The organism is Oceanococcus sp. HetDA_MAG_MS8, assembly GCA_019192445.1.
Taxonomy (GTDB): Bacteria; Pseudomonadota; Gammaproteobacteria; order Nevskiales; family Oceanococcaceae; genus MS8.
This window is the reverse complement of record JAHCMK010000002.1, coordinates 281,692-295,488: the sequence shown is the minus strand read 5'-3', so window position 1 is coordinate 295,488 and position 13,797 is coordinate 281,692. Positions and strand designations below refer to the sequence as shown.

The 13,797-nt window shown below is 59.2% G+C and carries 15 protein-coding genes and 1 tRNA gene; 2 read left to right on the top strand and 14 right to left on the bottom strand.

The window, feature by feature from the left end; genetic code table 11:
• Positions 1 to 398 precede the first annotated feature (398 nt).
• Both KI787_04115 and KI787_04110 read right to left on the bottom strand, forming a co-directional pair.
• Complete coding sequence (locus tag KI787_04115; GenBank protein MBV6629120.1) at positions 399 to 1,322, bottom strand: alpha/beta fold hydrolase; 924 nt, start codon at positions 1,320 to 1,322, stop codon at positions 399 to 401.
• Positions 1,319 to 2,224, bottom strand: a complete 906-nt coding sequence (locus tag KI787_04110) for an alpha/beta hydrolase (GenBank protein MBV6629119.1) — start codon at positions 2,222 to 2,224, stop codon at positions 1,319 to 1,321. The genes KI787_04115 and KI787_04110 overlap by 4 nt, the downstream gene beginning before the upstream one ends.
• Before the next feature lie 208 nt (positions 2,225 to 2,432).
• Between KI787_04110 and pip the strand changes: the two genes are divergently transcribed.
• Together pip and KI787_04100 are read left to right on the top strand one after the other, a co-directional pair.
• Entirely contained in the window at positions 2,433 to 3,386 is a 954-nt protein-coding gene (gene pip / locus KI787_04105) for a prolyl aminopeptidase (protein MBV6629118.1), read from the top strand.
• A 42-nt stretch (positions 3,387 to 3,428) separates the two neighbouring features.
• On the top strand, positions 3,429 to 3,746 hold the full coding sequence (locus tag KI787_04100) for an antibiotic biosynthesis monooxygenase (GenBank protein ID MBV6629117.1): 318 nt from the start codon (positions 3,429 to 3,431) through the stop codon (positions 3,744 to 3,746).
• A gap of 34 nt (positions 3,747 to 3,780) precedes the next feature.
• On the opposite strand, the gene KI787_04095 is transcribed toward KI787_04100, so the two are convergent.
• The 12 genes from KI787_04095 to KI787_04040 all read right to left on the bottom strand — a co-directional run bounded on the left by KI787_04095 (position 3,781) and on the right by KI787_04040 (position 13,650).
• Positions 3,781 to 4,551, bottom strand: coding sequence for a heme ABC transporter ATP-binding protein (locus KI787_04095; protein ID MBV6629116.1), 771 nt, complete (start codon positions 4,549 to 4,551; stop codon positions 3,781 to 3,783).
• On the bottom strand, positions 4,548 to 5,639 hold the full coding sequence (locus tag KI787_04090; GenBank protein MBV6629115.1) for an iron ABC transporter permease: 1,092 nt from the start codon (positions 5,637 to 5,639) through the stop codon (positions 4,548 to 4,550). Before KI787_04090 ends, KI787_04095 begins: the two co-directional genes overlap by 4 nt.
• On the bottom strand, positions 5,636 to 6,466 hold the full coding sequence (locus KI787_04085; GenBank protein MBV6629114.1) for an ABC transporter substrate-binding protein: 831 nt from the start codon (positions 6,464 to 6,466) through the stop codon (positions 5,636 to 5,638). The genes KI787_04090 and KI787_04085 overlap by 4 nt, the downstream gene beginning before the upstream one ends.
• A 381-nt stretch (positions 6,467 to 6,847) precedes the next feature.
• Positions 6,848 to 8,230, bottom strand: coding sequence for a DUF1329 domain-containing protein (locus tag KI787_04080; protein ID MBV6629113.1), 1,383 nt, complete (start codon positions 8,228 to 8,230; stop codon positions 6,848 to 6,850).
• A 345-nt stretch (positions 8,231 to 8,575) separates the two neighbouring features.
• Complete coding sequence (locus KI787_04075; GenBank protein MBV6629112.1) at positions 8,576 to 8,878, bottom strand: hypothetical protein; 303 nt, start codon at positions 8,876 to 8,878, stop codon at positions 8,576 to 8,578.
• A gap of 403 nt (positions 8,879 to 9,281) precedes the next feature.
• On the bottom strand, positions 9,282 to 10,319 hold the full coding sequence (locus KI787_04070) for an NADP(H)-dependent aldo-keto reductase (GenBank protein ID MBV6629111.1): 1,038 nt from the start codon (positions 10,317 to 10,319) through the stop codon (positions 9,282 to 9,284).
• The gene (locus KI787_04065) at positions 10,319 to 11,218 is read right to left on the bottom strand and encodes a phosphoribulokinase (protein MBV6629110.1); all 900 of its coding nucleotides are present in this window, start codon (positions 11,216 to 11,218) and stop codon (positions 10,319 to 10,321) included. Before KI787_04065 ends, KI787_04070 begins: the two co-directional genes overlap by 1 nt.
• Before the next feature lie 3 nt (positions 11,219 to 11,221).
• On the bottom strand, positions 11,222 to 11,947 hold the full coding sequence (gene trmB / locus KI787_04060) for a tRNA (guanosine(46)-N7)-methyltransferase TrmB (protein ID MBV6629109.1): 726 nt from the start codon (positions 11,945 to 11,947) through the stop codon (positions 11,222 to 11,224).
• 11 nt (positions 11,948 to 11,958) lie between these two features.
• Positions 11,959 to 12,741, bottom strand: a complete 783-nt coding sequence (locus tag KI787_04055) for a thiazole synthase (GenBank protein ID MBV6629108.1) — start codon at positions 12,739 to 12,741, stop codon at positions 11,959 to 11,961.
• A gap of 2 nt (positions 12,742 to 12,743) precedes the next feature.
• On the bottom strand, positions 12,744 to 12,944 hold the full coding sequence (gene thiS, locus KI787_04050) for a sulfur carrier protein ThiS (GenBank protein MBV6629107.1): 201 nt from the start codon (positions 12,942 to 12,944) through the stop codon (positions 12,744 to 12,746).
• 70 nt (positions 12,945 to 13,014) lie between these two features.
• Positions 13,015 to 13,088 (bottom strand) — tRNA-Gly (locus tag KI787_04045).
• Positions 13,089 to 13,101: 13 nt separating this feature from the next.
• On the bottom strand, positions 13,102 to 13,650 hold the full coding sequence (locus KI787_04040) for a hypothetical protein (protein MBV6629106.1): 549 nt from the start codon (positions 13,648 to 13,650) through the stop codon (positions 13,102 to 13,104).
• Positions 13,651 to 13,797 lie beyond the last annotated feature (147 nt).

The window sequence follows — 13,797 nt, the reverse complement described above, 5'->3', positions numbered from 1 at the left end:
GCCTGCATGGTCTGGAGTTCGGCGACTGTTCCATTTCATAAAGCATTGGTTTCTGATGTCGGCGGGAGAGGCCGAGGAGACTTCAGGGGGGCTGTGGAGCGGCTGGTGGCTAAGCTCGCGCCTGATTAAGGGGGAGCGCCGGAGGGGTGTGCTGTGGCGGGGGACAATCCGGCAGGACGCCGGATTGAGTCTCGCCGCAACAGGACGTTGCGTCGAGACGCCCCCCAGAACAGCGCGCCCCGCAGGGGACCGCGAAGCGGCGCGGAGGACACAGGCGCGGGTTTAGCCGCCAGACGCTTCGGCTCTGTGACGGCCCTGCATGCCCCGCAGTCCACTTTGCTGAGCGGCTCGTCGTTTGGTGCGCCGGCGCCAATCTTGTAGAAGCTAAGTGCCGACGCTCATGGAGACGCGGCGTCTCGGCGACTGTCTACACTGAGGCTGGTCACAAAGCGCCGAATGCGGTTGGCTACAGGTTGCGGCCGTTGCAGCATTTGCCAATGGCCACCCGGTAGCTCATGCGTTTGCAAAGACCGAGTCCACAGATGTGTGTCGCTGACCATGGCTGGTGAAACGAAGGGGTCCTCCGTGGCGATCAGTAGCTGCACCGGTACCTGGGTGTGCCGCTGGCGAGGCGCACGCAAACAGCCCGGCACATTGGCCCGATAGAGCTTAATGCCGTGGATGCCGTCGGCCTTTTGGTGAGGGTCCGCCGCTGGCGGCTGGGGCATATCCTCCAGCCGGGCGAGTAGCTTCGGCCAGAGCCGGTCCAGCCCCAGTTTCCAAATGCCCGGAGCTATGCCTGGAACTTGAAAAGCACCCACATACCAGGAGTGCAGCAGTTGGTTGATGACCGCCGAGCGGTCAGCGCTGCGCCCGTTGGTCCAGCGGTTCCGGACCCAATGACCAATATGGTCTAAGCAAGGCCCTGACATGGTGGTGAAACTCAGAATGCGAGATTGCAACTTGGGGTCAGTTACGAACTCCCAGCTTTGCACCGAGCCCCAATCATGGCCAATCAAGTGCACTGGTTCTGAGCCAACAACTGCATCCAATACAGTCTCAAAGTCAGCCTGCAGCTCTGCCAGCGCATAGTCGGATACTGCTTTGGGGCGGCTGGATGCGCCGGCACCGCGGACGTCATACGCCAACAACTTATAGTCGGCAGCGAGTTCCGCCATAACCCCATCCCAGACATGGCTGTTATCGGGATAACCATGGACGAAAACCAGCCAGGGGCCTTTGGCCTGTGGCCAGCTGCGTGCGTGCAGCCGTACGGAGCCTCGGCTCACAGAGTGGGTATGGGGCGCTGGAAGTGTATTCATGAAGATTGCTGCTTGGCAGTATGGTGTGGATATTGCCCGAACCAGTCGATTACGGCAGCGGCAAAAGCAGCGGGCTGCTCCCGGTGCATGAAGTGGCCAGCGTCCGGCATGCGCAGCAAATCAAAGGGGCCAGTAAATGCTGGCGCACTATGCTCAAAACTGGCCAGTCGCATGCAGCCATCATCCACGCCCGCCACGCAGCGCGTGGGCACGGCGGTGCGCCCGAAGACTAATCGTAGGTCGCTGAGGGCTGTTGTGGAGAACAAGGCCTGAGGGATCGCGCGGTAGTAATTCAGCGCAGCTTGAAGGTGCGCGGCCGAGCCCAATGCCTCCCTGACGGGCTGGATATCGGCCTGCGAGTAAGCCCAATGTGGCGACCAGCTGCGCCAGAGTTGGTCCAAGAACGCAAGATTGTTCTCGGCCACCCTTCTGGCCGCTCCGGGCCATTGAAAGTAGCCCATGTACCAGGACCGTTTGAGCTGGGCCGGGTGGGGCCTGAGTGCTCGCGGGTGTGGAACAGCAGCTGTGAGCATGCTGATGATTCTGTGCGGAGTGAGGTTGGCTAGCGCATAGGCAATCACCGCTCCCCAATCATGTCCCACGAGGTGCACTTGCTCCAGCTCCAATGCATCGAGTAGCTCTACAAAAATGCGAGCCAATGTCGGAACCCGGTAGTCGCCCTGGGCATGTAGCCCACTGGGGGCGTAGCCAGGTAGTGCCGGCACGATGACCCGGTAGCCTTGAGCCTCCAGCTCCGGTCGCAGCTGATCCCAGGTTCGCGGACTGTCGGGAAAGCCGTGTAGACAGATCACCACAGGCTGCTGCGCAGTGCCAATGGCACTGTCTTCTAGGTGCAAACGCAGCTGTGACAGATCTACGGAATAGGGTCGCGTCGATGTCATGTTTGAGCGTCTCTCCTCTGAAGTACATAGCACTGAGCTGCGCCAAGGCCGATACCCGCCAGCCGAGATTATTCCACTGCTGGCCTTGCCGCGTGTTCACATTCCTAGCGCGTGGTTTAGCAAGCGTCTTGAATGCAGCTTGGCCTCCGCCTACGGTTGTGAGGCCGAATCTGCCAAGATTGCCCGAAAACCTTGTTGGAGAACCCCAATGACAACCGCTTTGTACCCCGAAATTGAGCCCTACACCACGGAATACTTGGCGGTGGGCTCAGGGCATGAGTTGTACGTGGAGCAATGCGGCCATCCTCAGGGGCAGCCGGTGGTGTTCTTGCATGGCGGGCCCGGCGGGGGAAGTAATGCCATGGCTCGGCGGTTTTTCGACCCGGCGCATTACCGCATTATTTTGTTGGACCAGCGGGGGGCGGGTCGCTCGCGGCCACACGCCAGTTTGGTGGATAACACCACCTGGCATTTGGTGGCCGACCTCGAAACTCTGCGCGAGCACCTAGGCATAGACCGATGGCTGGTCTTTGGCGGGTCTTGGGGCTCTACTCTGGCCTTGAGTTATGCCCAGGCTCATCCCGAGCGTGTGAGCGGACTGATTTTGCGCGGAATTTTCACCTTGCGTCGACGCGAGCTCACTTGGTTTTACCAAGAGGGCGCGTCCCGGCTGTACCCTGATTTGTGGCAAGACTTTGTGGCGCCTATTCCCAGCAATGAGCGTGGCGACATCATCAGCGCCTACTACCGGCGTTTATGTAGCGATGATGTGGCCGTTCGCAACAGTGCGGCTAAGGCTTGGGCGGTCTGGGAGGGGCGCTTGTCTAAGCTTCAGCGCGACCCGGATTTTGAAAAGAACTTCGCTGAGGACGATTTTTCATTAGCCTTTGCGCGGATTGAATGCCACTACTTTGTGCACGGTGGGTGGATGCATAGCGACGATCAGCTCATTGCGAATGCTTACCGATTAGCCGGCATTCCAGGTGTGATTGTGCAAGGGCGATATGACTTGGTCTGCCCCGCAGAAACAGCGTGGGAGCTGCATCAAGCCTGGCCTGAGGCAGAGTTCATTATGGTGGAAGACGCAGGCCACAACGCAGGTGAAACGGGAATTGCACAAGCCTTGGTGGCCGCTACCGATCGGTTCCGCGCGAGCACCTAACCCTGATAGTATTGAGAACCATTATCAATTAAGGATTGCGCGATGTACATCGCCATGAACCGTTTCCAAATCGTTCCTGGTGCCGGCCAGGAATTCGAGGTGCTGTGGGAGCAGCGGCAAACCCGCTTGGACCAAGTTCCCGGTTTCGTGGAGTTTCATTTGGTGCGCGGACCCGAGCATGACGACCACACGTTATATGCCTCGCATACGGTCTGGGAGTCCGAGCAGGCCTTTGTGGACTGGACGCACTCCGAAGCCTTCCGTGAGGCGCATAAAAATGCCGGGGATAACCGGCATATGTACATCGGCCATCCGCAGTTTGAAGGCTTTACGGTGGTCTTGTCCTCGGCCGCTGAGTAGCCCGACTAGCCAAGGTCGTTGTGAGGCTGTGATCTTACCCCCGCGTGTTCAAGGGGGCAGGAACCTCATAAGGTTGCGCTAAGCCGTAAGCGCTTTGAATACGTTCCGGGCTGAGGCAGGACTGTGGCTTGCCGTCACCGACGATGCGTCCTTGCTCAAAGAGCACAACCCGCTGGGCATGTTCGCGGACCCAATGCAGCTCATGGAGTACGGCCACAACACCCCAGCCGCGCTTGGCTAGCGTTTGTAGTACGTCGAAGAGTCGGAGCTGATACTTAAGGTCTAAGCCGGTTGTAGGCTCGTCTAGCAACAGCCAGGCGGGTGTGTTGCTGGGGGTGTCCCACACTTGCGCTAAGGCGCGCGCAAGGTGCACGCGTTGCCTCTCTCCACCCGAAAGCGTGAGGATATTCCGCCCTGCCAGTGGCGTAAGGTCCCACCACTCCATGCATTGGTCAATGACTTGGGAGTCTCGCTGGGCGCGGCTATCACTTTGATGCGGCATCCGTCCCATAGCCACAACCTCGTGAACTTGAAAGGGGAAGTTCAAGGGGTTGTGTTGGGAGACCATGGCGCGCCTCTGGGCCAACTTTTGGACTGGCCAGCTCTGAAGACTGACCTGGTCCAGGTAGACGCTTCCCTGGTCGGGCTCAAGACTGGCGCTGAGCAGGGAGAGAGCGGTGGATTTCCCGGCACCATTGGGGCCGCAAAAAGCGGTGAACACACCGGCCTCGAGTTGCAGGCGGGAAACCCGGAGTAGGTCGCGGCCGCCGCGGCGGACCTGAATGTGTCGTAGCTCCAGGCTCATCCTAGGCCTCCGTGGCGTTTGTTTCTTAACAGCAGCCACAAAAAGAACGGAGCCCCCAAGGCGGCGGTGACCACCCCTAAGGGCAGTTCGGCAGGGGCCACTGCTATGCGCGCGATGAGATCAGCGCCGAGGATGAGGCTGCCGCCGAGTAAGGCCGAGCCCGGTAGCACTACGCGATGGTCTGGGCCAGCGAGCAGTCGCACCAAGTGGGGTACCACCAAGCCAACAAAGCTCACTATGCCGCACACTGCGGTAGCGGCTCCCACCCCCAGAGCGGTGAAGACGGCCGCTTGTCTCTTGGTGGATTCGGCATCAACCCCTAAGCAGCGTGCGTCCGTTTCTCCCATCAGTAGGGCATTGAGTGGTCGCTGGAGCCTGAGCAGGCCGGCAATGGCGACCACCATCGCAAGCGCCGCCGGCATAACCCGTGCCCATGTTGCTCCACCCAAACTGCCTAAGGTCCAAAAGGTGAGATCGCGGAGCTGGTTGTCGTCGGCCAAAAAGGTGAGATAGCCAATGCCGGAAAAGGCCAAAGCATTGGCGGCCACGCCGGCCAGAAGCATGGTGGCCACGATGACCCGACCATCCCAGAGCGAAAGGCCGTAGATCAAGGCGACTGTGGCTAGAGCACCGACGAAGGCGGCCAGCGGAAGTAAAGTCGTACTGAGCGCCACTCCGGCCAGGGCACCTCCGCCCAGCACGATGACTGCAACCGCGGCGAGCGCTCCGCCTGCCGATACGCCAATCAAACCGGGGTCTGCGAGAGGGTTACGGAAAAAGCCTTGCATGGCTGCGCCGGCAATGCCGAGGCTGGCGCCGGCCAGTAAGCCCAGAACGGCTCTGGGCGCGCGGATACTTTGTACAACACCAGTCACGATGGGGTCGATCTGGTGCTGATCACCTATGCCTATTGCCTGCAAACCGATGTGCAGCAGGCTCAGTAGATCAACCCGAATAGGCCCCACAGCCACGGCCGCCGCAGTTGCAATGAGCACACTGCAGGCTAATGTGCCAAGTACCCATTGCCCTTGGCGGCGTCGCTGTGAGCTCAGCAAGGCCGCTGAAACACTTGGGGCTACGGTGGTCATCGTTGACTGGGTGGTTTTTGCCGCAGCATGGTCTGCAGTAGCTCCAGGGCTGCGGCAGGCGTGCGAGGGCTGAACTGCAATAAAGGCTCGACATCCACCATGAAAATGCGTCCTTCGCGGGCAGCGCGGGTGAGCGCCAAGGCGGGATGACGAGCGGCTTGTGCGGCGCTGCTGTCTTGCATGGCGTAATTGCGCAGTACAAAGATCCAGTCGGGCTCAGCCTGCACCGCAGCTTCCAGGGACAGCGATTGATAGCCGCTGCGTTGCGCAAAAACGTTCGTCCCACCGAGCAAATCGATCAACCCCTGTGCTGCGGTGTCGCGGCCAGCCGCGCGCGGAGCGCCATCGCTCAGGGTGGCAAAGAACAGCATCGTTCGGTCACTGCCGAGTTGGGGAGTGGCCTGGGCTAGGCGTTGTAAATCCGTATCGACTTGTCGATGTATGGCTGGTGCTGCTGCAGTGCGCTGGAGAGCTTTAGCGATACCGTCGATTTTTTGATGAATGATCCGCGGGTGATACTCGCTGGCAAACTCCACAATGTTTACCCCCGATCCGCGTAATAGCTCCAATGTGGTTTCGGGCCCCGCAGCTCCGCTGATGATGATGAGGTCCGGGCGGATTGACAGCAAACCTTCGGCGCTGAGGCCGCGCAGGTACCCCACTTTGGGTAGATCTTCGACGGCAAGGGGGTAGTGCGAGGTTGTATCCGTGGCAACCACCTTTGGGCCGGCCCCTAGAGCGAACACTGTCTCCGTGACATCTCCGCCAACGGTCACTATGCGCTGCTGCGCCCAGGCAGGTGCGCTCGAGAGCAGTAGGATCGCCATACTCAGGGCACTCCCCCAGACGCGGGTGTGTCGTATGACGTCAACAAAAAGCTGTGCCACGCCAGGCTCTAAAAATGCGAATGAATCTCAATTGTATTGAATGCGGCACATTGATGCGAGCCCCTTCCATGCGATAGGGACACTCGCTGGATCGCAAGAGGGCATTGGCCTCACGCTACTCCTGAGTCTGACAACCCAATACCAAGGGGGGGGGCTGCTCGACTGCGCGTAGTCTACTGAGCTGGCCTAGGGAGACGCTGAATAAATCGCTGTGCTCCGACGGCCGGCTACCTTGCTTTGCTCGCGGATTTCTTCAGTGCCTCCCTAGCAATGAAAAAGGGCGACCGAAGTCGCCCTGAAATCTGTTGACTTTTGAGTCGCCTAGCGGCGCCGACCCTGGCGAGCGATCCGCACCATATTCTGCGTGCGGAAGTGGCTTTGATCGAAATTCGTGACCTCGAATAAGGGCTGCTCATTAGACAGCTCCATCATCAGATAACGTCCGGATTGTAGGTCGTAAACAATTCCGCCGGCGGGGCCAATGCTTTTTAGCCAGGGGAGCATGACCGAATGGTATTCCTGCACACGCCAGAGCTGGTCACGGGCATCGTAAATATCGACCAGAGCAATGGTCCAGGAGTCTTCGTCGATGTAAAAGGTGCGACGTTTGTAGATGTGACTGGTGCCTTCACGCAGGAAGGAATCCACCACCCAAACGCGGTGCAGCTCATAACGCATATGGTCTTGGTTGGCATGCCGCTCAATGGTGAGATCGTCATAACCCACCCGGTTATCGACCAGCTTGTAGGCGTTATAGGGAATGTAGATTTCTTTTTTCCCGACTAACTTCCATTCGTAGCGGTCAGTGGCGCCGTTGAAGACATCGAGCTGATCATTGGTACGCAGCCCATCGGAGCCAGAGCCAGGGTTGTCATACGCCACATTGGGGGCGCGCCGTACGCGGCGTTGGCCGGGGTTGTAAAGCCATGCGCGGCGGGTATCCAACAGCTGATCCATGGTTTCGTGAACCAGCAAAATTTGACCTGCAATCCGCGGCGGCGCGGTGGTGAGCTGCAGGAAATAGGTCATCACATTGTCGAGATTTTCCGGTTTGGCATCCGGCAGGTTGTAGCTGAAGAGCACATCCTCTTGCAGGTGAAGCTCGGTATAGCTGCCACTGGTTTGTACCGCGAGCTGGGTGTTGTAACGGGTGATGCTTTGACCGCGATAGCGAGTTTTGTGATTCCAGATCACTTCCTGGCCAGACTGCGGTATGGGGAAGGGAACGCCGGTAATGGCGTCGACCAAGGACTCTCCAAAGTTTTCTAAGCGGGCCTTTGTAGCGTTCTCTTTGGTGGCCTCGTAGTAGAAGTCGGGGGCGTTAAAGCTACGCTGGGAGGCATACACCGGCAGTTTGTAGGTGTCGTAAGTCTCCAGCATGGCAATTTGGCCAGGACTGAGGCGGTCGCGATACTGATCCAAATTGGAGCGACTGATGACAAAAATCGGGTCCTTGTCGGCCAAGCCGGGATAGGACTCTGGGTAACGTTTGCGGTTATCGGGGACCTCTTGGGGCCAAATGTATCCCCCCGTCCATTCTGGAATCGCGGCTGTGGGGTCCGTTTTCCCATTGCCCGCCTTGAGGGCTCCGGTTGGGGTGAGTTCCTGCCCCAGTTTGGCGGCTTGCTCTGCACTGACTGCAGCGTAGGCAGGCACTATAAAGCCCGCCCATAGCAGGCTGGCTCCGACAATCATCGTTTTCATGTGGTTCTCGTCTCCCCATCCCCATCACTGGGAGTGTGGCTTTGCAAAAGCGGCTAAAACAGTCCCGAGCCGCAACAGTAGCAAAACCTGACGCGCGCGGGCAGAGCGAAGAGAGGCACCTTTATGAGTTTCAGCTTCAAAGTGCTGCGGCGAATGCGCGGCGCGCAAGGGCGTCGTAGGTTTTATTCCCCAATCGCAGACGCTTGCGCTGATGGCAAGCAGCAACACTCAGGCAATGATGGGCAGACTCCTGCGCCCCCCGCCTTAATCTGTCAGCAGCACCTCCAGGAGCTACACGGGAGCTGGCGCTGGGCTAAGGGCTAGCGCGGTAGCCTGCGGTAGGGTTTAAAAGCGCTCCAGTAGCTGCTGGGCGTTCGCCCATTGGCGCTCATCTGAATAGGCCGAATCATTGAGCGAAGCCAAATCCTCATGAGCCAAATCCAGAGCACCATCAAAGCCATCCGGCCCGGTTGTTGGCGTAGCGCTGAGCTCTAGCCAGCCATCGTAGTCCAGTTCTTCCACACTGCCGTCGTAGTACTGGATCTCAATGGTCTCGTTGTGCAAATCCAGAGCAACAATTTCAAAGGGTTCTGTGCCTGCCCCGCGGTACCAAGCACCAACTTCAATACCTTCGAAGATTCCGATCATGCTGTACATCTCCTCTGATGTGCGGCTGCCAAAGCAGGGCTGCAAATCTGCAATCGCAACTTGGTCAGTCGCCAGTGCAAAAGGCGCTGTCTATGCGGTATACGCCGCCTTTGAAGGGAGTGCAAGTGCTGTGCCCAAAGCCGGTTTAAGCTCAAGAACTTGCATGTGGCAGCTAGTCAGCCTTGCAAGGCCTATCCCATAAGTCAATGTTTATATGGGGGATTTATCGACTTGGCCGGTTGTGCGTTCAGAGGTGGAACGCAGTCCACCCAGACCCCATAGGCATGGGGTGGGCATCCTGGTGGGGTCGTAGAAGTTGGTGGTTTGCGCTGCAAGGCGAGGGGCCGGTTATCCCCTGGCCCCTAAACAGGTCGAGCCAAGGCCGCAGCTGCTCCCATGGCGATTAGGGGGCAGGATTAGGGTGAGCCGTGTGAATGGCATCTATGGCCTTTTTCAGCTCCGGGCTCAAGCGCTGCTCGATGGCTGCCAGATTCTGCTCGAGTTGCGTCATCGAAGTTGCACCAATGAGGTTGCTCGTCACAAAGGGTTGCTCATTGACGAAGGCGAGTGCCATTTGCGCCGGGCTTAATCCATGCTCGGCAGCCAAATCCACATAAGCTTGGGTTGCCGCTTCCGCCTGCGGGTTGGTGTATCGAGCAAATCGTTGGAATAGGGTGAGGCGGGCTCCGTCCGGGCGTGCGCCCTGCAAATACTTGCCGCTAAGCACTCCAAAAGCCAGTGGGGAATAGGCGAGCAGCCCCACTTGCTCGCGAGGGGCGAACTCGGCCAAGCCAATCTCATAGCTCCGATTCAGTAGGTTATAGGGGTTTTGCACGCTGACCACACGCGGCCAGTCGTTTTGTTCGGCGAGGCGGAGGTAGCTGCTCAGGCCCCACGGTGTTTCATTGGAGATACCAACGTGCTTGATCTTGCCTGCCTGTTGCAGCTCGGCCAAGGCCTGCAGTGTTTCACGAATCGGCGTGCCATGCTCCACATCGGCCTGGGTGTAGCCCAGCTGGCCGAAGAAGTTGGTTTTGCGGTCGGGCCAATGCACTTGGTACAGGTCAATGCAGTCCACCTGCAGGCGTCGCAGGCTATCCTCACAGGCTTGCCGAATGCTGCTTGCGTCCAGCTTGGGGCCCCCGCGAATCCAGGGCAGCCAATCGGCACCTCCGGCGACCTTGGTGGCAATAACCACATCATTGTGATGGCCGCGGCGCTGGATCCACTCACCAACAATTTCTTCGGTGCGGCCCTGGGTCTCGGCGCGAGGCGGCACCGGATACATTTCCGCCACGTCGATGAGATTCACGCCGGCCGCGACGGCGGCGTCCAGCTGAGCAAATGCTTCTTGCGCGGTGTTTTGCTCGCCCCAGGTCATGGTGCCCAGGCCAATTAAGCTCACTTCAGGGCCACTGCGGCCAAGTTTTCTGTATTCCATTATTGGGTCTCTTTGGCTTCGCTGAGAGCCTCACGCCGACGGGCCAATAGGCCTTCCACCACGGGGCGTAGCACCAGTTCCATAGCAAGCGCGCCATTGGCTCCGGGCACCACAAGGGTGTTGGGGCGCGAGGTCCAGGACCCCGTGACCATCGACAGCACATACGGAAGGTCGACGGGAACGGCGGTTGGGCGTGCCACGCGAATCACCATCATGGATTCTTCGGCTGTGGGAATGCGCTCGGCAGTAAAGGGGTTGCTGGTATCTACCAACGGAACCCGTTGAAAGTTGATGTGAGTGCGCGAAAACTGCGGGATCAGAAAGTTCACATAGTCGGGCATGCGCCGCAGAATGGTGCGGCTGATCTCTTCAGGACTGTGCCCACGATCGTCCACGTCTCGACGTAGTTTCTGCACCCATTCCAGGTTAATCGTCGGCGTCATGCCGATGAGTAGATCCACATGCGCAGCGACGTCATGGTTCTCTGTGACCACGCCGCCATGCAAACCTTCATAGAGCAAGATGTCGGTATTCTCGGGCAGGGCTTCCCACGCGGTGAACTCACCCGGCTCGCCACCATAGCGCGCCGCATCGTCGGCGTTATGAATGTAGTGCCGGCTTTGGCCTTGACCACTATTTCCATATTCGGCGAACAGGGCTTCCAAGCGGTCGAAATGATTCGCCGCTGCGCCAAAGTGACTGAAGTTTTCGCCGCGAATACGCGCCCGTTGGATGCCGGCACGCATTTCCTCACGGTTGTAGGCGTGAAAAGCGTCGCCGTCCACATAGGCGGGTTTGGCCTTGAGCAATGCAAAGAGCTGCTCGAAGACGCGCCGCGCAGTGCTGGTTCCGGCTCCGGAAGAACCAGTCACAGCAATGATGGGATGGCGTGCCGACACGCCTTAGGCCTTGCGCCGATAGCGGAAATCAAAAACCGCGTGGCCCAACCGCTGCCCGCGTTTTTCGAAGCGGGTGAGCACGCGATCAGGGCAGCGCGGGGCGAAGCGTTCGGGTGCGGCGAGGTTTTGGAATTGATCATGGGCGCTGAGCTCAGCATCCATCCACTCGGCATATTCCTCCCAGTCTGTGGCGACTAGCAGTATCCCTTCGGGTTTGAGTGCAGTCGCCATCAGGTCCAAGTGCGCAGCTTGGATGATGCGTCGCTTGTGGTGCCGCTTCTTGTGCCAGGGGTCTGGAAACCAAATTTGGATTTGGTCCAGGCTGCCGGCTGGCACACGCTCACGCAGGAAAATCAAGGCGTCCTCTGAGCTCACCCGGAGGTTGTTCACATTGGCCTCATGGGCGCGATGAAGCAGCTGGCCCACGCCAGGGCGGTGGACCTCAAGGCCGATGAAGTTGGTATCCGACTGAGCTTGGCACAGGGCCAGCAGATTTTCCCCTGCGCCAAACCCAATTTCGAGCACGCAGCGGGCTGATCGCCCGAAAACCGTGTCTGGGTGGTGGCAGCCTGCCGGCCAATCACAATGCGGTAGGCGCTCTTCGAGCGCGCGCGCCTGGGCCACAGTGGTGCGACCTTCACGGCGGACAAAGGTTTGCACTCGGCGCCAGTAGGGGCGCTCAGCAGGCTGCTCCGCTGTGGCATCTAGCGGGGTCTTGGTGGCACTCATGTACGGGGCTCTTAGCTGCTGCTCAGACCATCCAGTGGGGATGAGGCGGAGGCATAGCGTCTGCGCGGCATACGGCCGGCCAAACAGGCCATCCGGCCTGCTTGAATCGCATCACGCATCGCCGCTGCCATCAGTACCGGACGCTTAGCGGCAGCAATGGCGGTATTCATAAGCACGCCATCGCAACCAAGCTCCATGGCAATGGCGGCATCCGAGGCGGTGCCCACGCCGGCATCGACCAGAATCGGAACCTGGGCATTCTCGACAATGGTCATGATGTTGTAGCGGTTCTGAATGCCCAGACCCGAGCCAATAGGCGCGGCTAAGGGCATGACCGCGACGCAGCCAAGATCTTCCAGGCGTTTGGCCACAATGGGGTCGTCATTGGTGTAGACCATTACTTCAAAGCCTGACTTCACCAAACTCTTGGCGGCCTCCAAAGTGGCGGGGATGTCCGGGTAGAGGGTTTTGTCATCGCCTAATACTTCGAGCTTGACCAGCTGGTGCCCATCCAGAAGCTCACGGGCCAGCTCGCAGGTACGCACGGCATCGTCGGCAGTAAAACAACCCGCCGTGTTCGGAAGGATGGTGTAGCGACTTGGCGGCAACACGTCCAGCAGGTTGGGCTCATTGGGGTTTTGGCCGATATTGGTGCGGCGGATGGCGACGGTGACAATTTCGGCGCCACTGGCATCAATGGCCTCGGCGGTTTGCACTAAGTCTTTGTATTTCCCGGTCCCAACGAGCAAACGCGAGCGATACTCTTTGCCACTGATGATTAAGGGGTCATGCATGCTCAACCTCCGCCGATGGCGTGTACGATTTCTACGCGATCTGCATCCTGCAAATCGGTCTGGTCATGTTGGCTACGGGGGACAATACGAGCGTTGACTTCAACGGCCACGCGGCGGTGCTGCAAGCCCAGGCGCTCCAATAAGCTGGCGACAGTGAGCGGCGCCTCGCATTCATGCGGGCTGCCATTGAGTTGAATGGTCAGCATGCGATTCCCCAGTGCGCGAACAAGCGAAAATGTCGCCGTTGGCGGATGTCTAATCGCAACAACGACATGGAGCGGGTGATGGGAATCGAACCCACGTCGCCAGGATGGGAACCTGGAGCTCTACCATTGAGCTACACCCGCGTAGTGACCCTCATTATGCCGTGACTGGCGCGACTCCGCGTAGGGCGGTCTGGGGCAGCTGTCGACCCAGGCCGAACAACAGGGCACCGTAGATGGCCGTTCCCAGCAAAGTGTTGCCGAAGAAGGGGATGGCCAGAACGAAGCACTGGGTCAACCCTGCCCAGGTATGTGCGTACATTCCTGAAAAGGCCCACACACTGAGATTCGTCAGCAGGAAAAACAGGCTGGCGGCCAGCAGGCCTCGCCCAGCAATGGCGCTAGCCGGGCTGCGCAGTTGCAGGCCGCTACCCATGACGCAGATCAGAGCCAGGGCGGCGTAGAGCACAGGCATGCCCTTGTGCAGGCCAAGGAGCAAGTCTGTCAAAAACATCAGTGTAAGCAGGGCTGCGGTAGCCACCAGGCGCTGAGGCAGGGCTGCACCGCAGAACAAAGCCAATGCAATGACCGGCGTGAGATTCGGTGGGTGCGGTAGAAGTCGGGCGGCGGCCGTCACCACGAGGAGCGCGATGAGCATCCCCCAACCCCAGGTCGCGTTAGTGTCACGGGTATCAGCGTTTGCCATGAGTGTGGCCATATGTCATCGAATCTGATTGCATGGTACCTGCGGCAGCTGGGGTTTGCGCAAGCCCACGGACGTCATCCATTCACAGTGACCGCCCAGCCTCGTATCATGCGGCCCTGATTTCATCATGACGGCGGAAAACAGCTC

Excerpts from the sequence above, each read along its gene's own strand:
- pip (MBV6629118.1), top strand. The coding sequence starts at position 2,433 with ATGACAACCGCTTTGTACCCCGAAATTGAGCCCTACACCACGGAATAC.
- KI787_04070 (MBV6629111.1), bottom strand. The coding sequence starts at position 10,319 with ATGGAATACAGAAAACTTGGCCGCAGTGGCCCTGAAGTGAGCTTAATT.
- KI787_04100 (MBV6629117.1), top strand. The coding sequence starts at position 3,429 with ATGTACATCGCCATGAACCGTTTCCAAATCGTTCCTGGTGCCGGCCAG.
- KI787_04055 (MBV6629108.1), bottom strand. The coding sequence starts at position 12,741 with ATGCATGACCCCTTAATCATCAGTGGCAAAGAGTATCGCTCGCGTTTG.
- KI787_04090 (MBV6629115.1), bottom strand. The coding sequence starts at position 5,639 with ATGACCACCGTAGCCCCAAGTGTTTCAGCGGCCTTGCTGAGCTCACAG.
- trmB (MBV6629109.1), bottom strand. The coding sequence starts at position 11,947 with ATGAGTGCCACCAAGACCCCGCTAGATGCCACAGCGGAGCAGCCTGCT.
- KI787_04085 (MBV6629114.1), bottom strand. The coding sequence starts at position 6,466 with ATGGCGATCCTACTGCTCTCGAGCGCACCTGCCTGGGCGCAGCAGCGC.
- KI787_04110 (MBV6629119.1), bottom strand. The coding sequence starts at position 2,224 with ATGACATCGACGCGACCCTATTCCGTAGATCTGTCACAGCTGCGTTTG.
- KI787_04080 (MBV6629113.1), bottom strand. The coding sequence starts at position 8,230 with ATGAAAACGATGATTGTCGGAGCCAGCCTGCTATGGGCGGGCTTTATA.
- KI787_04040 (MBV6629106.1), bottom strand. The coding sequence starts at position 13,650 with ATGGCAAACGCTGATACCCGTGACACTAACGCGACCTGGGGTTGGGGG.
- KI787_04075 (MBV6629112.1), bottom strand. The coding sequence starts at position 8,878 with ATGATCGGAATCTTCGAAGGTATTGAAGTTGGTGCTTGGTACCGCGGG.
- KI787_04115 (MBV6629120.1), bottom strand. The coding sequence starts at position 1,322 with ATGAATACACTTCCAGCGCCCCATACCCACTCTGTGAGCCGAGGCTCC.
- KI787_04095 (MBV6629116.1), bottom strand. The coding sequence starts at position 4,551 with ATGAGCCTGGAGCTACGACACATTCAGGTCCGCCGCGGCGGCCGCGAC.